This is a genomic window from Planococcus maritimus, assembly GCF_001592825.1.
GTDB classification, from domain to species: Bacteria; Bacillota; Bacilli; order Bacillales_A; family Planococcaceae; genus Planococcus; species Planococcus maritimus_C.
Genome location: NZ_LTZG01000001.1, coordinates 1491309 through 1507315, shown reverse-complemented (window position 1 = coordinate 1507315; position 16007 = coordinate 1491309). Strand labels below are relative to the sequence as shown.

Annotated in this window: 16 protein-coding genes; 9 read left to right on the top strand and 7 right to left on the bottom strand. The window is 42.5% G+C overall.

Annotated features, from left to right (window positions below; all coding sequences use genetic code 11):
- Window positions 1–59: 59 nt before the first annotated feature.
- The 3 genes from AY633_RS07435 to AY633_RS07425 form a co-directional block, all read right to left on the bottom strand.
- Window positions 60–2480 carry a heavy metal translocating P-type ATPase gene (locus AY633_RS07435; RefSeq protein WP_068487690.1) on the bottom strand — a complete coding sequence of 807 codons (2421 nt, stop codon included), beginning with the start codon at window positions 2478–2480 and terminating at the stop codon, window positions 60–62.
- Complete coding sequence (locus AY633_RS07430) at window positions 2473–2838, bottom strand: ArsR/SmtB family transcription factor (protein ID WP_068487689.1); 366 nt, start codon at window positions 2836–2838, stop codon at window positions 2473–2475. The genes AY633_RS07435 and AY633_RS07430 overlap by 8 nt, the downstream gene beginning before the upstream one ends.
- A 78-nt stretch (window positions 2839–2916) precedes the next feature.
- Window positions 2917–3531, bottom strand: a complete 615-nt coding sequence (locus AY633_RS07425; RefSeq protein ID WP_068487902.1) for a CadD family cadmium resistance transporter — start codon at window positions 3529–3531, stop codon at window positions 2917–2919.
- 317 nt (window positions 3532–3848) lie between these two features.
- Here AY633_RS07425 and AY633_RS07420 point away from each other — a divergent pair, with 317 nt between their 5' ends.
- The 6 genes from AY633_RS07420 to AY633_RS07395 all read left to right on the top strand — a co-directional run bounded on the left by AY633_RS07420 (window position 3849) and on the right by AY633_RS07395 (window position 8665).
- The gene (locus AY633_RS07420) at window positions 3849–4532 is read left to right on the top strand and encodes a DsbA family protein (protein WP_186008756.1); all 684 of its coding nucleotides are present in this window, start codon (window positions 3849–3851) and stop codon (window positions 4530–4532) included.
- Window positions 4532–4972 (top strand): disulfide oxidoreductase, encoded by a 441-nt coding sequence (locus tag AY633_RS07415; protein ID WP_068487688.1) that lies wholly within the window; start codon window positions 4532–4534, stop codon window positions 4970–4972. Before AY633_RS07420 ends, AY633_RS07415 begins: the two co-directional genes overlap by 1 nt.
- 103 nt (window positions 4973–5075) lie before the next feature.
- Entirely contained in the window at window positions 5076–5783 is a 708-nt protein-coding gene (locus AY633_RS07410) for a cytochrome c biogenesis CcdA family protein (RefSeq protein ID WP_068487687.1), read from the top strand.
- A 40-nt stretch (window positions 5784–5823) separates the two neighbouring features.
- Entirely contained in the window at window positions 5824–6375 is a 552-nt protein-coding gene (gene resA / locus AY633_RS07405) for a thiol-disulfide oxidoreductase ResA (protein ID WP_068487686.1), read from the top strand.
- Window positions 6376–6862: 487 nt separating this feature from the next.
- Window positions 6863–7117: an SHOCT domain-containing protein gene (locus AY633_RS07400; protein WP_068487685.1), complete on the top strand. Its 255-nt coding sequence runs from the start codon at window positions 6863–6865 to the stop codon at window positions 7115–7117.
- A 585-nt stretch (window positions 7118–7702) separates the two neighbouring features.
- Entirely contained in the window at window positions 7703–8665 is a 963-nt protein-coding gene (locus AY633_RS07395; protein ID WP_068487684.1) for an arsenic resistance protein, read from the top strand.
- Window positions 8666–8710: 45 nt separating this feature from the next.
- Here the strand turns inward: AY633_RS07395 and AY633_RS07390 are convergent, their stop codons facing one another.
- The 3 genes from AY633_RS07390 to AY633_RS07375 form a co-directional block, all read right to left on the bottom strand.
- Window positions 8711–9526, bottom strand: a complete 816-nt coding sequence (locus AY633_RS07390; RefSeq protein WP_068487683.1) for a ZIP family metal transporter — start codon at window positions 9524–9526, stop codon at window positions 8711–8713.
- A gap of 1075 nt (window positions 9527–10601) precedes the next feature.
- Entirely contained in the window at window positions 10602–11030 is a 429-nt protein-coding gene (locus tag AY633_RS07380; RefSeq protein WP_068487681.1) for a VanZ family protein, read from the bottom strand.
- Window positions 11031–11118: 88 nt separating this feature from the next.
- A complete protein-coding gene (locus AY633_RS07375) occupies window positions 11119–11736 on the bottom strand; it encodes a class I SAM-dependent methyltransferase (protein ID WP_068487680.1) in 618 nt (205 codons plus the stop codon).
- Window positions 11737–12035: 299 nt separating this feature from the next.
- Between AY633_RS07375 and AY633_RS07370 the strand changes: the two genes are divergently transcribed.
- Both AY633_RS07370 and AY633_RS07365 read left to right on the top strand, forming a co-directional pair.
- Window positions 12036–12884 carry a cation diffusion facilitator family transporter gene (locus tag AY633_RS07370; RefSeq protein WP_068487679.1) on the top strand — a complete coding sequence of 283 codons (849 nt, stop codon included), beginning with the start codon at window positions 12036–12038 and terminating at the stop codon, window positions 12882–12884.
- A gap of 79 nt (window positions 12885–12963) precedes the next feature.
- The gene (locus tag AY633_RS07365) at window positions 12964–13893 is read left to right on the top strand and encodes a cation diffusion facilitator family transporter (protein ID WP_068487678.1); all 930 of its coding nucleotides are present in this window, start codon (window positions 12964–12966) and stop codon (window positions 13891–13893) included.
- 109 nt (window positions 13894–14002) lie between these two features.
- Here AY633_RS07365 and AY633_RS07360 read toward each other — a convergent pair whose 3' ends face one another.
- Complete coding sequence (locus AY633_RS07360; RefSeq protein WP_068487677.1) at window positions 14003–14233, bottom strand: hypothetical protein; 231 nt, start codon at window positions 14231–14233, stop codon at window positions 14003–14005.
- Window positions 14234–14538: 305 nt separating this feature from the next.
- Here AY633_RS07360 and AY633_RS07355 point away from each other — a divergent pair, with 305 nt between their 5' ends.
- On the top strand, window positions 14539–15984 hold the full coding sequence (locus tag AY633_RS07355; RefSeq protein WP_068487676.1) for an alpha-amylase family glycosyl hydrolase: 1446 nt from the start codon (window positions 14539–14541) through the stop codon (window positions 15982–15984).
- Window positions 15985–16007 lie beyond the last annotated feature (23 nt).

The window sequence follows — 16007 nt, the reverse complement described above, 5'->3', positions numbered from 1 at the left end:
TAGTGCCCTACTATGTATTTCAGAAAAGAGCTTTCCAGTTGGCTGGAAAGCTCTTTTCGTTACTCTTTAACGCGCATCAGCCGCAAGCTGTTGAGTGCAACCAGAAGGGTAGCGCCCATATCCGACATGATGGCGATCCACAGGGTCAGCCAACCCGGAATGACCAATAGCAGCGCAATCACTTTGATGCCGATGGCGAACGTAATGTTCGCTTTGATGATATTCAGGGATTTCCGGCTCAATTTCACCGTGAATGGCAGCTTGCTCAAATCGTCGCCCATCAAAGCGACATCCGCCGTTTCCAAAGCGGTATCCGTTCCGGCTCCGCCCATGGCAATCCCGACCGTAGAAGCGGCGAGTGCCGGCGCGTCGTTCACGCCGTCTCCAATCATCGCCACCTTGCCGTACTCGGCCCGTAAGCGTTTGATGACATTCAATTTGTCCTCCGGCATCAGCTCGGCCTGGATTTCGGTGACGCCGACCTCTCGGCCGATGGCCTGACCGGTCGCTTTGTTGTCACCCGTCAGCATGATCGTCTTCTTGATGCCCATGTCGTGCAGCTTCTGGATGACTTCCTTGCTGGAGTCCCGGACTTCATCGGCCACGGCGATGACCGCCAAAATGTGTTGTTCCGTCCCGATGATCATCGCGGTCTTGCCTTGGTTTTGCAGGGCCGTTACGGTCTGTTCCAAGTTCGCATTGGGGCTCGCCGCGCCTAACTCGTTGAACAGAATCGGGCTACCGATGTAGTACGTGATCCCTTCTACGGTTCCCTTAATCCCTTTTCCGGTAATGGAAGAGAAGTCCTCGACCAATACCGAAGAATATGAAATGTTCTCTGCGTCCGCTTTTTTCATGATGGCGGAGGCAAGGGGATGCTGCGAGCGGTACTCCAGCGCAGTCACGATGGAAAGCAGCTCTTTTTCGTTTACTTGCTTGTTCATGACTTCAAAATCCGTTACGACGGGAACCCCTTTGGTCAGGGTGCCGGTCTTGTCAAATGCGATGGCCTTCAGCGCACCCATTTCCTCCAAGTACACGCCGCCTTTGATCAGCACGCCTTTTTTCGCGGCATTCCCGATGGCGGACACGATTGAAATCGGCGTCGAAATGACCAATGCACACGGACAGCCTACTACGAGCACAGCCAGTCCTTGATAGACCCAGGTTTCCCAGCTAGCATCGAACAGAAGGGGCGGGACAATGGCGACAAGTGCGGCAACCGCCATGATGATCGGTGTGTAGTACTTCGCAAACTTATCGACAAATGCCTGGGAAGGGGCGCGTTCGCCCTGCGCTTCTTCGACCAGGTGAATGATTTTCGCAATGGTCGTGTCTTCGACCAGTTTGGTAATTTTGACTTCCAGCAAGCCTTCTTCGTTCAGCGTGCCGGCGAAGACGTCATCGTTCACCGTTTTGGCGACCGGCACGGATTCACCGGTGATGGCCGCCTGATTGACCGCCGAATAGCCGTTAGTAACCGTACCATCCATCGCAATCTTCTGTCCCGGTCGGACAATCATGGTGTCGCCCACCACAATATCGTCCACCGAGATTAGAAGTTCTTGGCCATTCCGTCGGACCAGTGCCTCTTTCGGAGCGATGTCCATCAACGAACGGATGGATTGTCTCGCCCGGTCCATCGAATAGCGTTCCAGTGCTTCACTGATCGCAAAGAGGATGACCACGATGGACGCTTCCGCCCATTCACCGATAAAGGCTGCCCCGATGACCGCAACGGTCATGAGGGTTTTCATGTCGAAATCCAGGCGAATCAGGTTCTGGAAGCCGACTTTGAAGAGCGAGTACCCGCCAATGGCAATCGCTGCCACAAACAGAAGCGACGTCAGCAGGTTTTCTTCGCCGTTCACGAATTGGGAAATGTAGCCGAAGACGATCAGCAGGGTGGAGTAGAGCAAGGTGCTGTGCTTCTGGTAGAACGGCACTTTCTTCTCTTTTGCAGCCATTGTTTTTTCGGTTTCTGTTTTCGGACCTGCTGGACGTCCTGCGATTTCAGGCGCTACCTTCAGGTTTTCAAAAGCGCCGGCTTTTTCCAGCTCTTCAACCGAGGCCGTCCCGTAAACGGAAATTTTCGAAGCGCCGAAATTCACTTTGGCGTCCTGGACACCCGGAATCTGTTTGACGTTGTTCTCAAATTTTCCGGCACAATTGGCACATGTAAAGCCTTCCACCCGGAAGACATTTTTGTCTTCGACTGCCACGTTCACTTCAGGAGCCACCTGGCGTTTCGGTTTTTCCGGTGCTACTTTCAAATTCTCGAAAGCGCCGGCTTTTTCCAGTTCCTCGACCGTCGCCTCGCCGTAGACGGAAATCTTCGAAGCGCCAAAGTTCACTTTGGCATCCTGGACACCGGGAATCTGTTTGACGTTCTTCTCGAATTTCCCGGCGCAATTCGCACACGAAAAGCCCTCAACCCGGAAGACGCTTTTGTCTTCTGTTTCCTTCGTTTTTTCAACCAACGGAAACAACCTCCTTCTGATGGATGAAGGCCACTTGCACCAAGTGTTTCACATGCGCGTCATCCAGTGAATAGTAGACCAACTTGCCTTCCTTGCTGTATTTCGCCAATCCCATATTTTTCAACAGGCGCAGGTGGTAGGAGGCGGTTGCGGTGGAAGAGCCGATGATATTCGCAACGTCACACACACAAAGTTTGTCCTCCAGCGATAAGGCATAGGCGATCTTGATTCTTGTGTCGTCTGATAACGCTTTAAAAATTTTCGCCACTTCCAGCGGATTCTGTTCTGCCAGCTGTTGCTGAACGCGTTCCACCTTTTCCTCATCTATACAGACCACATCACAAATATCTTTTGCCATTTTCTTTCACTCCTTTTACTCACTCGTTTTTTAAAGCGATTGAATTTCTTCTATCGAAGTTTAGGGTGTGGAATCAACTCAATTCACCAAACTCCAAAGAAAACGGAAGGTCCCATTCTCTACCATAATCAAGATACCGAGTCCGATAAAGACTACGGGCACAATCCACCGTTCCCATTTCTCAATCGTTTCAGAGATCGATTTAACGGATGCCAAACGGTAACTGAGGTAACACAAAACAGCTGTCATGATAGCAAAGACAACCAGCATCACGATGGTTTCATTCGGATTCAAGGTTGAAAAGTAGGGTATGTAGACACCGATGTTATCACCGCCGGCCGCCAATGTAATAACCGTGACGGTGACAAACAGGCGATTGGACTTTCCGGAAGACAAGCGAGACAAGAGATCCTCTTCGTTGTTCTCCTCTTCTTCCCTTTTCCAGACTTTGATTCCTAGATAAATCGGAATGAGACCCAGCAGGCCGACCCAATGAGTCGGTACAAGCGTCAAGCCATAAGCAGCTAATAGACTGACGCCCACTAAGAGGGCTGTCCCCAGATACTGGCCGATAACAATGGATTTTAACTGACCTTTTTTCATCGTCTGCGAAAATAAAATCAACAAAATGATGACATAATCAATGCTGGTCGCAACGTAAGCTGCAACAGCGGAAAAAATCGTGGTTAACAGTACCCTCATCTCCTTTGCAGATATACTAGTGTGGATTGATACCCTCTAATAGTTAAACATTCAAATGAACGTTTGATTAATGCAAGTGTACAAAGATTTCGCTAGATTGTCAATCCTACATTCAAATGATTGTTTTAATATTTGAACATGCTTGTTAGAATGAACAGAGAGTGACAAGTGGCAAGGCAAATTGAAATTTAGTATGACCAATTCAGGCATGTCTTGTTAAGCATTCTATTTTTATGAATGTTAGAAATGGTATAGAAGAACGATGTGGAGTAGATGATTGATAAATCACGATAGGAAAGAGGGATAGTATGGATAAAATCAATAAGAAGAAACAGTCCGGAATGAAGTTCGCAGTTCTCCTGACACTGTTGGCGGTTGGCATTTTAGCAGCAATCGTAGTACTCACAAACCAGCAATCTGCTTCAACAGTGGAAACAGGAGAAGTGGATATAGCGGGCCAGCCAACGCTTGGGGAAAGTGATGCGCCGGTCACGGTCGTTGAATTTGGTGACTTCAAGTGCCCGTCCTGTAAAGCATGGGGAGAAATGGTGTATCCGCAGCTGGTGGCGGATTATGTCGACACGGGCGATGTAAAATTCTCCTATATCAATGTTCTTTTTCACGGCAATGAATCGGTCGTAGGTTCGTTGGCTGCCGAAGCCTTTTATGAACAAAGTCCGGAGTCCTATTGGAGTTTTCATAAAGCCTTATTTGCAGCACAACCGACTGAAAATCATGATGCTGCTTGGCTGACGCCGGATAAGGCTCTTGAAGTGGCCGCCGAATTTCCAGCCATCGACCCGATTCAGATGACAGCGGACATGGAAGAGCAGGAGACGATGGACAAAGTGGAAGTAGATAAAGCCTTGGTAGAAGAGCATGAAGTAGCGATGACTCCGACAATTGTCGTCAATGGACAGACATTGGAAGATCCATTTGATTACGAGGCCATCAAAGCATTGATCGATGAAGAATTAGCGGAGGAAAACTAATGGACGAAACCCATAAAGTATCGGATAAAAGGGGCTTCTTACTATACGGAGCTTGGTTCGTTTCGTTAATTGCGACTCTCGGCAGCCTTTATTTTAGTGAAATCAAGGGGTTCATCCCGTGTGACCTGTGCTGGTTCCAGCGGATTTTCATGTATCCGCTTGTGTTGATTTTAGGGATTGCGACGTTCCAGAACGATTGGAAGGTTGTCCGCTATGCCCTGCCCTTATCAGTTATCGGGGGAAGCATCTCGGTCCTGCATTATATGGAGCAGAAAATTCCAGGGTTTGGCGGGATTCGGCCCTGTGTAAGCGGCGTTCCCTGCAGCGCAGAGTATATCAATTGGTTTGGGTTCATCACCATTCCATTCCTCGCATTTGTCGCTTTCCTTTTAATTAGTGTGGCGATGGTAATTCTAGTAACGAAGAAAAGAGCGAATTGACGCATCGCCCCTAACAATCTATCATGGACTGTCATTTTTACAGAAGGCGGCGATAGGCAGTTAAAGGAATATACACGTCAATCATTTAAAAGGAGACTGTTCTATGGCTGAAGTAAGTTTGTTGCTGGCGTTCGGCGCTGGGCTGTTATCATTCATTTCTCCCTGCGCCCTGCCGTTATATCCGGCTTTTCTGTCCTATATTACCGGAGTTTCGGTCAATGAGTTAAAAGCAGGCAAGGGAATGATGAGAAGCACCGCTTTGATTCACACGGTTTTATTTTTAATTGGATTTTCCATCATATTTTTAGCGTTAGGCTTATCAACTTCGCTACTCGGAAATTTTTTCCTGGAATATCAGGTCCTTTTACGCCAGCTGGGCGCCATTTTGATGGTGTTTTTCGGTTTGGTCTTAACCGGCATTCTGAAATTTGATTTTTTACTTTCGGATAAAAAAATCCACTTTCAGAAAAGACCTTCCGGATATGCTGGTTCTGTTTTGATTGGCATCGGTTTCGCAGCCGGGTGGACGCCATGCACCGGTCCCATATTGGCTGGCGTAATTGCGCTCGGAGTAGCAGACCCGGACCGGGGCCTTCTCTACATGCTGTTTTACGTGCTGGGCTTTTCGATTCCTTTTCTCTTGATGTCGTTATTTATTGAGAAAATGAGCTTCTTGAAGAAGAGAAGTGCTCTTTTCATGTCACTTGGCGGGACCCTGATGATTCTAATGGGATTATTACTGTACTTTGATATGATGACAGAAATCATCGCTTTTCTATCACAGTTTACGGGTGGATTCACCGGGTTTTAATAGACCGAACTTTAACTATTTAGAAAGGATGTGATACTGGATGAAGATTAAAAAGAATAAAAAAAAGAAACGCTTGATAATGAGAACCAGTATTTTGCTAGTCATGATAGGAGCTATTGCCTTTACCATCTACAATGGATTAACAAAGGAGAAAAATGAATTGCTGCAGGTTGGAGATACAGCACCTGATTTTACGTTGACCGACTTGAATGGGGAAAGGCATCAGCTGTCTGATTATGAGGGCCAAGGGGTGTTCGTGAACTTCTGGGGCACTTGGTGCAAACCATGCGAAAAAGAATTTCCGCTGATGGAAAAACAGTACCAAGTGTACAAGGATCAGGGTGTGGAGATACTGGCCGTCAATATTGCGCAGTCAGATTATGAAGTGAGACAATATGCTGAACAGCGGAATCTGACGTTCCCTATTGTAATCGACAAGGACAAAAGTGTGATGGAAGCCTACAATATTCGTCCATTGCCGACAACCCTATTAGTAAATCCAGAGGGGAAAATCGAGAAGATCATTACAGGTGAAATGTCGGAGGAAGACATTCAAAGCTATATGGAACAGATTAAGCCAGCAGAATCTTAAAGGAAACATTGATGAAAACAACAAAATTTATGAGTGTTCTAATCCCATCCTGCGTCTACGAGATGAACTCTCTAGACGCTTTATTTTGTTCCACCATATCTTTTTAACGAAAGGAGTAGAAACTCGAGAACTTGTATTTAAAATTTACATGTCATGAGTTTATCGGAAGAGGAGAAACTTAAGGCTGAGCTTCTTTTTGGTATGTGAAAGTATACATTTGCGAACGTTTATTAAAGTAGACGTTAATATAGAGTTCCAATAACAAAGGAATAATGTTATTTGTCATGAAATGAAATTTAAAGACATGACATAAGATGCTGGTATTGGAAAGATATTTCAAAGAAAACTCGAAGTATTTCAAATTGAACAATCTACTTATTTTTATCTAATTATTCTTAATATTCTAAACATTGATGCTATACTAGTAATAAATAAAATGAATTGGAATGGCTCGTGTCAAATAGGTTATAAAGGAGGTACAACAGCAATGTGGAATTATGGAATGCATAATGGAAGTTGGGCTATTATGTTCTTTTGGGCTTTTGTGCTGCTATTGATTATCATCCTGGCCGTATGGCTCGTGATTTATTTCATGCGGAAAAATCCGTCTGCAGAAGGTGGGAGCCGTTCTTCTTCTAATGCAGTGGATCTGTTGAAAGAGCGTTATGCACGGGGCGAAATCAGCACGGAAGAATACCGGGAGCGCTTGCGAGAATTGGAGGGATACGACACCCCAAAATAGGGGCGCATTGAATGGGCTAGACGGAGGTTTTAAAATAGTAGGTCCCTTTTTCTTAACAATCAGTGAAACGAAATGCAGCGTGAGATTTATACCATGCAGTATCTCCCAAGTTGATTCGATTTAATGAAGAATTGTTGAACCTCTAAGCAGTCTTTATGAGATTAATCAATACAACATCGAAGACTTTGTAGAAAGGACGAAATAACTCTTGCAAAGTCTTCAAACAAGGTGTTGAGAACGTTAGTTATACTTTGTTCCACAAGAAGTACTAACTTAATGATTTGATACAACAAATAGTGAGAGCCCATTTTCTTGTCCTTCAGGAGAATGGGTTTTTAGGGTTTGGGGTACAGGAATTACAAGAGGTCGGCATATAGTTCTGGTTTTAGAGAGGGTGTAATAGAATCCTCCGTCATACCCTTTGTTATTGCTAGAATTTAATTGCCACCAATAGCTTTTCAGGGTTTTTTCCTCCGTTCGGATTCAAAATCAAAATTAACAAAGCAATCGGATACCACTTCCGTTACCCTGATAGAGAAGAGTAAGTCGCGCACACTTTCTCTCTTTTATAGAAGGAGTGTCGTTATGAACGTATTAGAGAAATTTCAAACCGTCATTATTCTAAGCGCAGTTGGGCTCGGCCTTTTATTTGGCCAGGTCCACTTTTTTGAACAATACGCCGAATTCTTCATCGTGCCATTTTTATTGCTCATGCTCTATGGATTATTTTTAACCATTCCATTGCAGCACCTGAAGGATGCTTTTAAAAATCGTAAGTTTTTCACTGTCAGCATGCTTATCAATTTTGTCTGGACACCTTTAGTGGCCTGGGGACTTGGGGCGATTTTCCTTGCAGACTATCCAGCCCTGTGGATTGGGTTTATCATGCTGATGGTAACGCCTTGTACAGACTGGTACCTCATGTTCACTTCCATTGCCAAAGGGAATGTGCCCTTGTCCACATCCATTTTGCCGATTAATTTGATTCTGCAGGTCGTGCTGTTGCCGGTTTACCTATTCATTTTCGCTGGCACGATTGAGCCGATTCCATTGTTGACTATCGGCAAAAGCATTGTCCTGGTACTGGTTATTCCGTTTGCGCTAGCACATTTGACGCGTTATGCCTTGCGGAAGAGAAAAGTCTTCTTGAATGAGAAACTCGTCTCTTTTTTCGCTACCGCACAGATTTTCTTTTTATCTTTGGCGATTATGACGATGTTTGCTTCTCAAGGTAAGTACCTACTTGATAATCTTGAAATCATTTCCATCTTGCTGCTGCCTGTTTTATTGTTCTTTATTATTAATTTTATTTTGGTGCAAACAGCAGGGAAAGCCCTGAAGTTTTCCTATGAAGATACGGTGAGCTTAAGCCTGACGACTATCGCACGTAATTCGCCTGTCTCACTGGCCATTGCAGTTGTCGCCTTTCCGGACCAGCCTCTAATCGCCTTGGCCTTGGTTATCGGCCCGTTGATCGAATTGCCCATTCTAGCACTCGTTTCCCAGTTGTTGCTTTCTCTAAGGAGAGCAAGTATAGGAGAAAGCTAAATATAATATCCGTTTCACAGGCCTAGGTTCGAAGCTTACTTGAAATTAGCCGAGGGCGACATCAAGAATCATCATGATTGTAAACCCAACCATTAAACTCATCGAAGCCAAGTCTGAATTCCCTTTTTCTTGGGAACTTGGAATTACTTCTTCGACGACTACAAAAATCATTGCACCTGCTGCAAAGCTCAATGCATAAGGCAGTAAGGGTTCTATAAATACCACTGCCAGCGCACCGATGATGGCGGCGACCGGTTCAACCATCCCAGAGAATTGACCGTAAAGAAAGCTTTTTCGCCGCGAAAATCCATCGCGTCGAAGAGGCATGGAGACAGCTAGGCCTTCCGGGAAGTTCTGGATACCGATGCCGATTGCCAAAGCAATTGCACCTGCTAGAGAGGCCGATGGAAATCCAGCAGCCACAGCTCCGAATGCCACGCCGATTGCTAGCCCTTCGGGAATGTTGTGTAGTGTAATGGCGAAAACAAGCAAAGAGCTCTTCTTTCTTTTAGCTGAGTGGAATCCCTCAGACTTTTCTAAGGATGCATTTGGATGAAGGTGAGGGAGGATTTTATCTACTGACCATAAAAATATGCCGCCCAATAAAAAGCCGATGGCCGCAGGCATCCAAGCTGGTAAAGAGCCACCTTCTCCCATATCAATGGCAGGAGCAAGAAGCGACCAATAACTTGCCGCAATCATTACCCCTCCAGCAAACCCGAGCATGCTATCCAGGAAACGTTGATTGACGCCTTTTGTAGTAAATACTAACGCTGCGCCCAGTGCCGTCATGCCCCATGTGAATAATGTACCAATAAATGCTTGAACAACTGGATCTAGACCTTTAAACAACTCCATCATGTCAATTTTCCTCCTATGAAAAATGTATTTCGAAAAACTTGATGCTATGTTTTGTTTCGAGCAAAAAAAGGTGGGTTCAGTTAATTAAATGCAATAAAAAAAGCTGAGTAAAGCTCACTTCTTCATGAGCTTTACATATCAGCTTCTTTTGAAAACCTGTATGGTAACTTGATTTATAAAGCAGCGAGTTATTTGGTGATATAGTCATTCAGAGTTAGTGTAACTTTATGAATGGGTTACTGAAAAACTCTTTGGCTTGGAATAATGTTGAATGTATTCTCTATAATCCATTTGTAAGAAGAATCGTGTATTCTTTCCTTTTCAATAGATATATTATTGTATATGATTTGCTTATTACTGAGCTCCCAAATTACGTATGTTGCTTATGGCCAACTAACAGTTGAAGCTTGTATATCGGGTGTTTACATAATTAACTTGAAGTCCTAAAACTATTTATACTGTCTAATAAGTAATTACCTATGCCATGGAACAGCTGACTGGAAATATAGAAGTTAACGAAGACAGGAGTCAGACAAGTATAGCATGTATTATTTTCGTTTCCTTGACCCAATCCTCGCTATTCGTCATTTAAATTTTCATGCGGAGGGGATTAATAAATTAACTGCACTAAATGTAAATAAGTTTGTGGATGTTAGCATATCCTATTAATGTAATGGCTTAATCTATTGGTTTTTTAGTTTCGAGATATAAAAGTGAGGAGATTTATTAGTGAAAAGTAAAAATGAGTGTTCTTTTTCGAATTCAGAGACTAAGGTCATAAAAGAAGTCAGAAAATGCTTAGCAGAAGAGAAGAAAGAAACACTGAGAAGTGGACTTAGATTTATAACGTATTTTTTGAGGAATTCTACTTCCTGCGGAGTGCTAGTCAAAAATACTAAAGAGGTAGAGAAGGATTTGAATTTGTCGACTTATCGACTTACTAAGATATTAAAAATTCTTGAATGCCATCAGATTATATACCGTAGAAAAGGCATTATTGGGCTATGGAGAACATGAGACTTGTTTTATTCTTCTCAGTACGGATTGTTGCGGTTAGCTAGAAAAGCATCGTCTCCTAGTTATTTTTACTGAATTCATTTTTAAAGTTGAGAACTCTGATAATCAGTTGATGGGCTAGAAAAATACCAATTAAATCGATGCCCACATCAAAGAGCCTACCATTTCTATCGAAAAACAACTGAAAAACTTCTGAGAAAAAGGCAAACGATGTGCATAAAAACCAAGAATAGAAAGTTTGCTTTAGCCAAATGAACATTAAAATATACAGAATCCCAAAGGATAACAAATGGCCAGTTTTTTGTGCTAAGTAAAAAGCATCATTGAAAGCAACGTCACTAAATTTCAGTAATTCAAGAAAATTAGGCTGCAAGTTTATCTGATACTCTACGACTTGATCAACTAAAAAAGCATATGCATCGCTTGTGGACATAACCGCTAAAATCACTAATGCCCATAGAACTACTAAAAAGAGAGGGAATCGCATCGACACTGTCCTTTCTTAGTTTAAGTAGGAAATCCAACTAGATTTTTGAGAAGGTTTTGAGTAAGTCAAAGACAATCTACTAAAGTTTTTATTCTTTTCGGAGGCGGATTTTAGTATAAAAACCGTTAAACATGACAGGGCTTTTGTCTATGAGCTTTAGATAATATTTGTTTTCTTCGAACAAAGCTTCGAAACTCAAGGCAATATCGGTCCCAAGTAGTTTGACGAAAGGCCTAGCTAGTCTTCGTTGAATTGAAGAGCTTGTTTCAGTTGAAGAAAACTTATCGAAAATAATGAGTTCCCCACCATTTTTAAGTACGCGTGTCATTTCTCGCAAACAAATATTCGGATCAGGTACAACAGAAAGTATCAGGCTGGCAATGACAAAATCAAACTGATCGTCATCAAAATCCAGTTTTTGAGCATCCATTTCTAAAAAACTAATAGCAGAATCAGGATATTTTTTTCGCGCCTTTTCTAACATGTCGGGAGATAAGTCAATCGCGGTAATAGTAAAGTGTTGAGGATTGAATAACTCCAAGTCGGCTCCTGTCCCCACTCCTACAAATAATAGATTTGAGTGCTTTTCAAACTTCACATCTTGGAAAACTTTCTTCCTGGCTTCTAAGAAAGGCCCAGTATTGAAGATCTGATCATAGATAGGCGACCAAATCCTATACATTATTTTATTCCAAGCATTGTTCACTCTCTCTACCTCCTAGTTAGGATGTTCATATTTGGTATAGGCAAGGATAGAACAGATGAAAAGGAGTTTGACATTCCTTTTTCTCTGTCACATTCTTTATCTCTTCCTTAATTTCCTGCTTGCCGAAACTCTTCTTCATAAGCAATTATGGAAATTGCGCCTATCATTTACCAAGGTGTATTTCATGAGCTTTGGGGAATATATAAACTACTCAGTGACATGGAGTGAGTTAAGCCTTGGGTAAATCAAAATTTGTACGTCATTTTTTATTTAACTGTAATGAGAAAGGAGGAGAACAGATGGCAACAGCTCATAAGGATGAGAAAAATATCAAATTGGCTTTTTTCATCAACTTGCTTTTTTCTATAGGCGAATTTATTGGGGGCTTCTTAATTAATAGCGTGGCTATTATGTCTGATGCCGTACATGACTTGGGGGATGCAACAGCATTGGGGCTTTCTTGGTTTCTGCAAAAATTCTCGAAGAAGGAAGGCGACCAAAAGTTCAGTTTCGGTTACAAGCGTTTTTCGCTGCTGGGAGCTTTGATTAATGCACTCATTTTAATTGCAGGTTCTGTTTATATTTTCTTTCAAGCCATACCTCTTCTATTCAACCCCGAGCACTCCAACGCCCAAGGAATGGTTTGGTTTGCAATTGCCGGTGTGTTGTTAAATGGATTTGCGGCATACAGGCTACATAAAGGCAAGTCAGTAAATGAAGGCGTGCTTACTTGGCATCTGTTAGAAGACGTCCTAGGTTGGGTTGCCGTACTAATAGTAGGTATCGTTTTGTTGTTCAAAGACATCCATATACTTGATCCCATTTTATCGATTGCCATTGCTTTATTTATACTGTTCAATGTTTTTCGTAATTTATCGAAAACCATGAAAATCTTACTTGAAGGTGTACCTCAGGAGATCAATTTGGATGAAGTCCATTCAAGAATTGAGAAAATTCCTGGGGTGCTTTCAGTAAAGGATCTGCATATATGGTCAATTGATGGGGAGGAGCATGCGATGAATGTGTGCCTGTCGGTCACAGGAGAAAACTTGGCAGATTCAACTGCAATTAAGGAAAAGGTCCGGAGTACAATTTCGGATCTTCAAATCATTCATTCCACAATTGAAATGGACTGGAAGACTCAGTGATTGCCAAGGTCCCGTCATGGGAATAACCAGTTGATCAATTTTACTTTTATAAAGATGTCCAATAAGGGAGTTGTCGTAAATGGGAAGTGAACATGACCACGCACATGGACGCAATAAAAAAACCTTATTAATTTCTTTTTTGATTATTACGGTTTATATGGTCGTAGAAGCGATTGGCGGCTTTCTGACAAATAGCCTGGCATTGATCGCGGATGCTGGACATATGTTGAGCGATTCGATTTCCTTAGGAATTGGCTTTTTAGCTTTTACAATTGGGGAAAAGGCAGCGGATCAAGCTAAGACGTATGGTTACAAGAGGTTTGAAATCTTAGCTGCCGTCTTCAATGGAGTAACGTTGGTGTTAATCTCACTTTACATTTTTTACGAGGCCTACCATCGGTTTTCTGATCCGCCAGAAGTCGCTACAACAGGCATGTTGATTATTGCCATTATCGGTCTATTAGTAAATATATTGGTTGCCTGGATTTTGACCAGAGGCGGAGATACTAAGGACAATTTGAATCTCCGAGCCGCCTTCCTACATGTACTGAGTGATTTGTTGGGTTCTGTAGGAGCTATAACAGCCGCATTGCTAATAATCTTTTTCGGCTGGGCATGGGCCGATCCTTTAGCTAGTGTCGTTGTGGCCATACTTGTTTTAATAAGTGGTTGGCGTGTCACAAAGGAAGCTATTCATGTATTGATGGAAGGGACTCCGACAGATGTAAGTATCGATCGCATAACAGATACGATTGAAAAAATCCCAGGAGTAAATAATATACACGATTTGCATGTCTGGAGCATCACTAGCGGAAAAAACGCATTATCGGGCCATGTGGTGATAGAGAATGGCCTTTCTTTCGAAGAAAGCCAACTCATATTGAGAGAAATTGAGGCTGCAATGATAAAACAACAAATTACCCATGTAACAATTCAATTGGAATCACAAGACCATCCTCATATAGAGTCTATTTATGGGGATTTGAAGGATTTAGAAGACTCCCGTTAGCTTTTGCAGGTACTTCATTTGAAAGTGCTTGGAATAGAGTGTTCAAAAATATTTTGATAAAAAAGAGCGACGGAAAGCCCGTCGCTCTTTTTTATTGTTCCCTTATCATTCACTTGAGTTTTAACTCGGACTCTTTTACTGTCTCTTTTATTTTTCGTTGCTGATAAAACACTTTTGACCACAAATAGATGGCAAACCCAAGGAATAGAATCGGTACTTGCCATCCAGTGGTACCCGTGATAAAAAAGTCATAAATAGACCAGCCGAGCAAGGCTAAAAAGTAAAATAGAAATCCAAAAGTTGTCGATTTATCTTGTGGCTTTTTATTTGAAGAGAGCATGATATTCCTCCTTAGGATTATTGAAAGAGCGATATTTCATTTTTGGACCATTGTTAATATCCTGTTTAACTGTAATACATGTTTCGAGAAAATCAATACCTATTGACGCTTTAATTACAGAATAAAGTGTATTAATAGCTTAACCTACTGAAGCTTCATCCAAGTAAGCTTAAATATTCACAGGATCGATAAAACTTTAAGCAGAGTTTATGAAGTATTTGATTTTATATAGAAGAGAAAATTGATATTTGTTACACTGAACCGAATCTGAAAACGAGTTTGGTATTTTTGAGGAGGAAAACTGTGTGAAAAAGAGATGGGTTTCAATCCTGTTGGTGGGATTTTTACTATTCAATTTAGCAAGGCCGATAGAAGCTTCAGAGAATAATGAATTGCAAGACGAAATTATTTATGACCTATTGGTAGATCGATTCTTTAATAAAGGGATTCAAAATGATATCAATGTAAATTCCCTAGACCCTAATTCATTTAGCGGGGGAGATTTTGCAGGACTGAGCAGCGAAATGCAGTACATCAAAGATATGGGGTTTACCATGATTTCCGTCGGGCCTATCTTCTCTGCGACTTCCTATGATGGGAAAGCCGTGGTGGATTACGATGAGTTAGAGTCACGTTTTGGTACCCAGGAGGAATGGAAAGAAGTTATAAACAAAGCCCACGAACTGGATTTAAAGGTAATGATTGATCTGCCGACTCAGGAATTGAGTGAACAACATGTATGGCGGGAAAGCCATCCTGAATGGTTTGTTGAAAATGGAAATGGAACCGTCGCTCTGAAGACTGCTAATCGTGAAGTACAAGATCAATTAATTGAACAATTTGAAGGCTTCATCGAAAAATATGCGATTGACGGTATTCGAATAAAAAAGGCAGGTAGCTTGGATCCAGCCTTTATAACTCGATTTTCTGAAAGCCTAAAAAGCATTCGGGATCTCTACGTAATAAGCGATGATGTAACACCGCCTCAAGACGGCCTTGATGCTGTGGTCATGCCAGGAATTGAGACTGCTTTAAGAGATAGCTATAAGAGTTTTAACCCTAATGAAACAGAGCTTTCCGGTTCTTGGGAAGAAGCAGAGGGCAAGCTGATTCAAGTTGATTCTCTCCTCACTTCTCGGTTCACTGCGGACACCGTCCAAGAAGGCGGCTTCCCGCCAACACGATGGAAGTTGCTTACCTTTCAATTATTAACTATGCCAGGGATTCCTGTCATACAATATGGTTCTGAAATTGCTGTTAACGGGCGAACGACTCCTGATACCCATCCGATCTTGGATTTAGGAGTAGACGAGGAATTAATCGACCATATAGCCAACTTGACTTCTCTGCGTAATCAATCGGCAGCCTTGCGGACGGGTAGTATGGAAGTATTACACGAGGAAGACGGCTGGTTTGTATATAAGCGGTCAAACGAAGAAGAAGCCTGGATTATCGCCATTAACAATTCTTCCTCTACACAAAGTTTGACTTTGCCAGCCAGTGTAGTTGGCGACGATAAGGAATTGCGTGGATTATTCGAAAACAATATTGCGCGTCAGGATGAAGAGGGAAATTACCGGATCACTTTAGATAGAGAATTAGGAGAAGCTTTCAATATCATCGAACAAAAAGGCTTCAATAAAGCCTATATCGCGGCGTTAGTAGTCTTATATATCTCCTTCTTAACGTTCTTGTTTTTAGCTTGGCGTCGAGGAAGAAAGAAAAAGAAGGCTGCCACTGCTAAAAAATAATTCCTCCTTAAAAATTCAATACG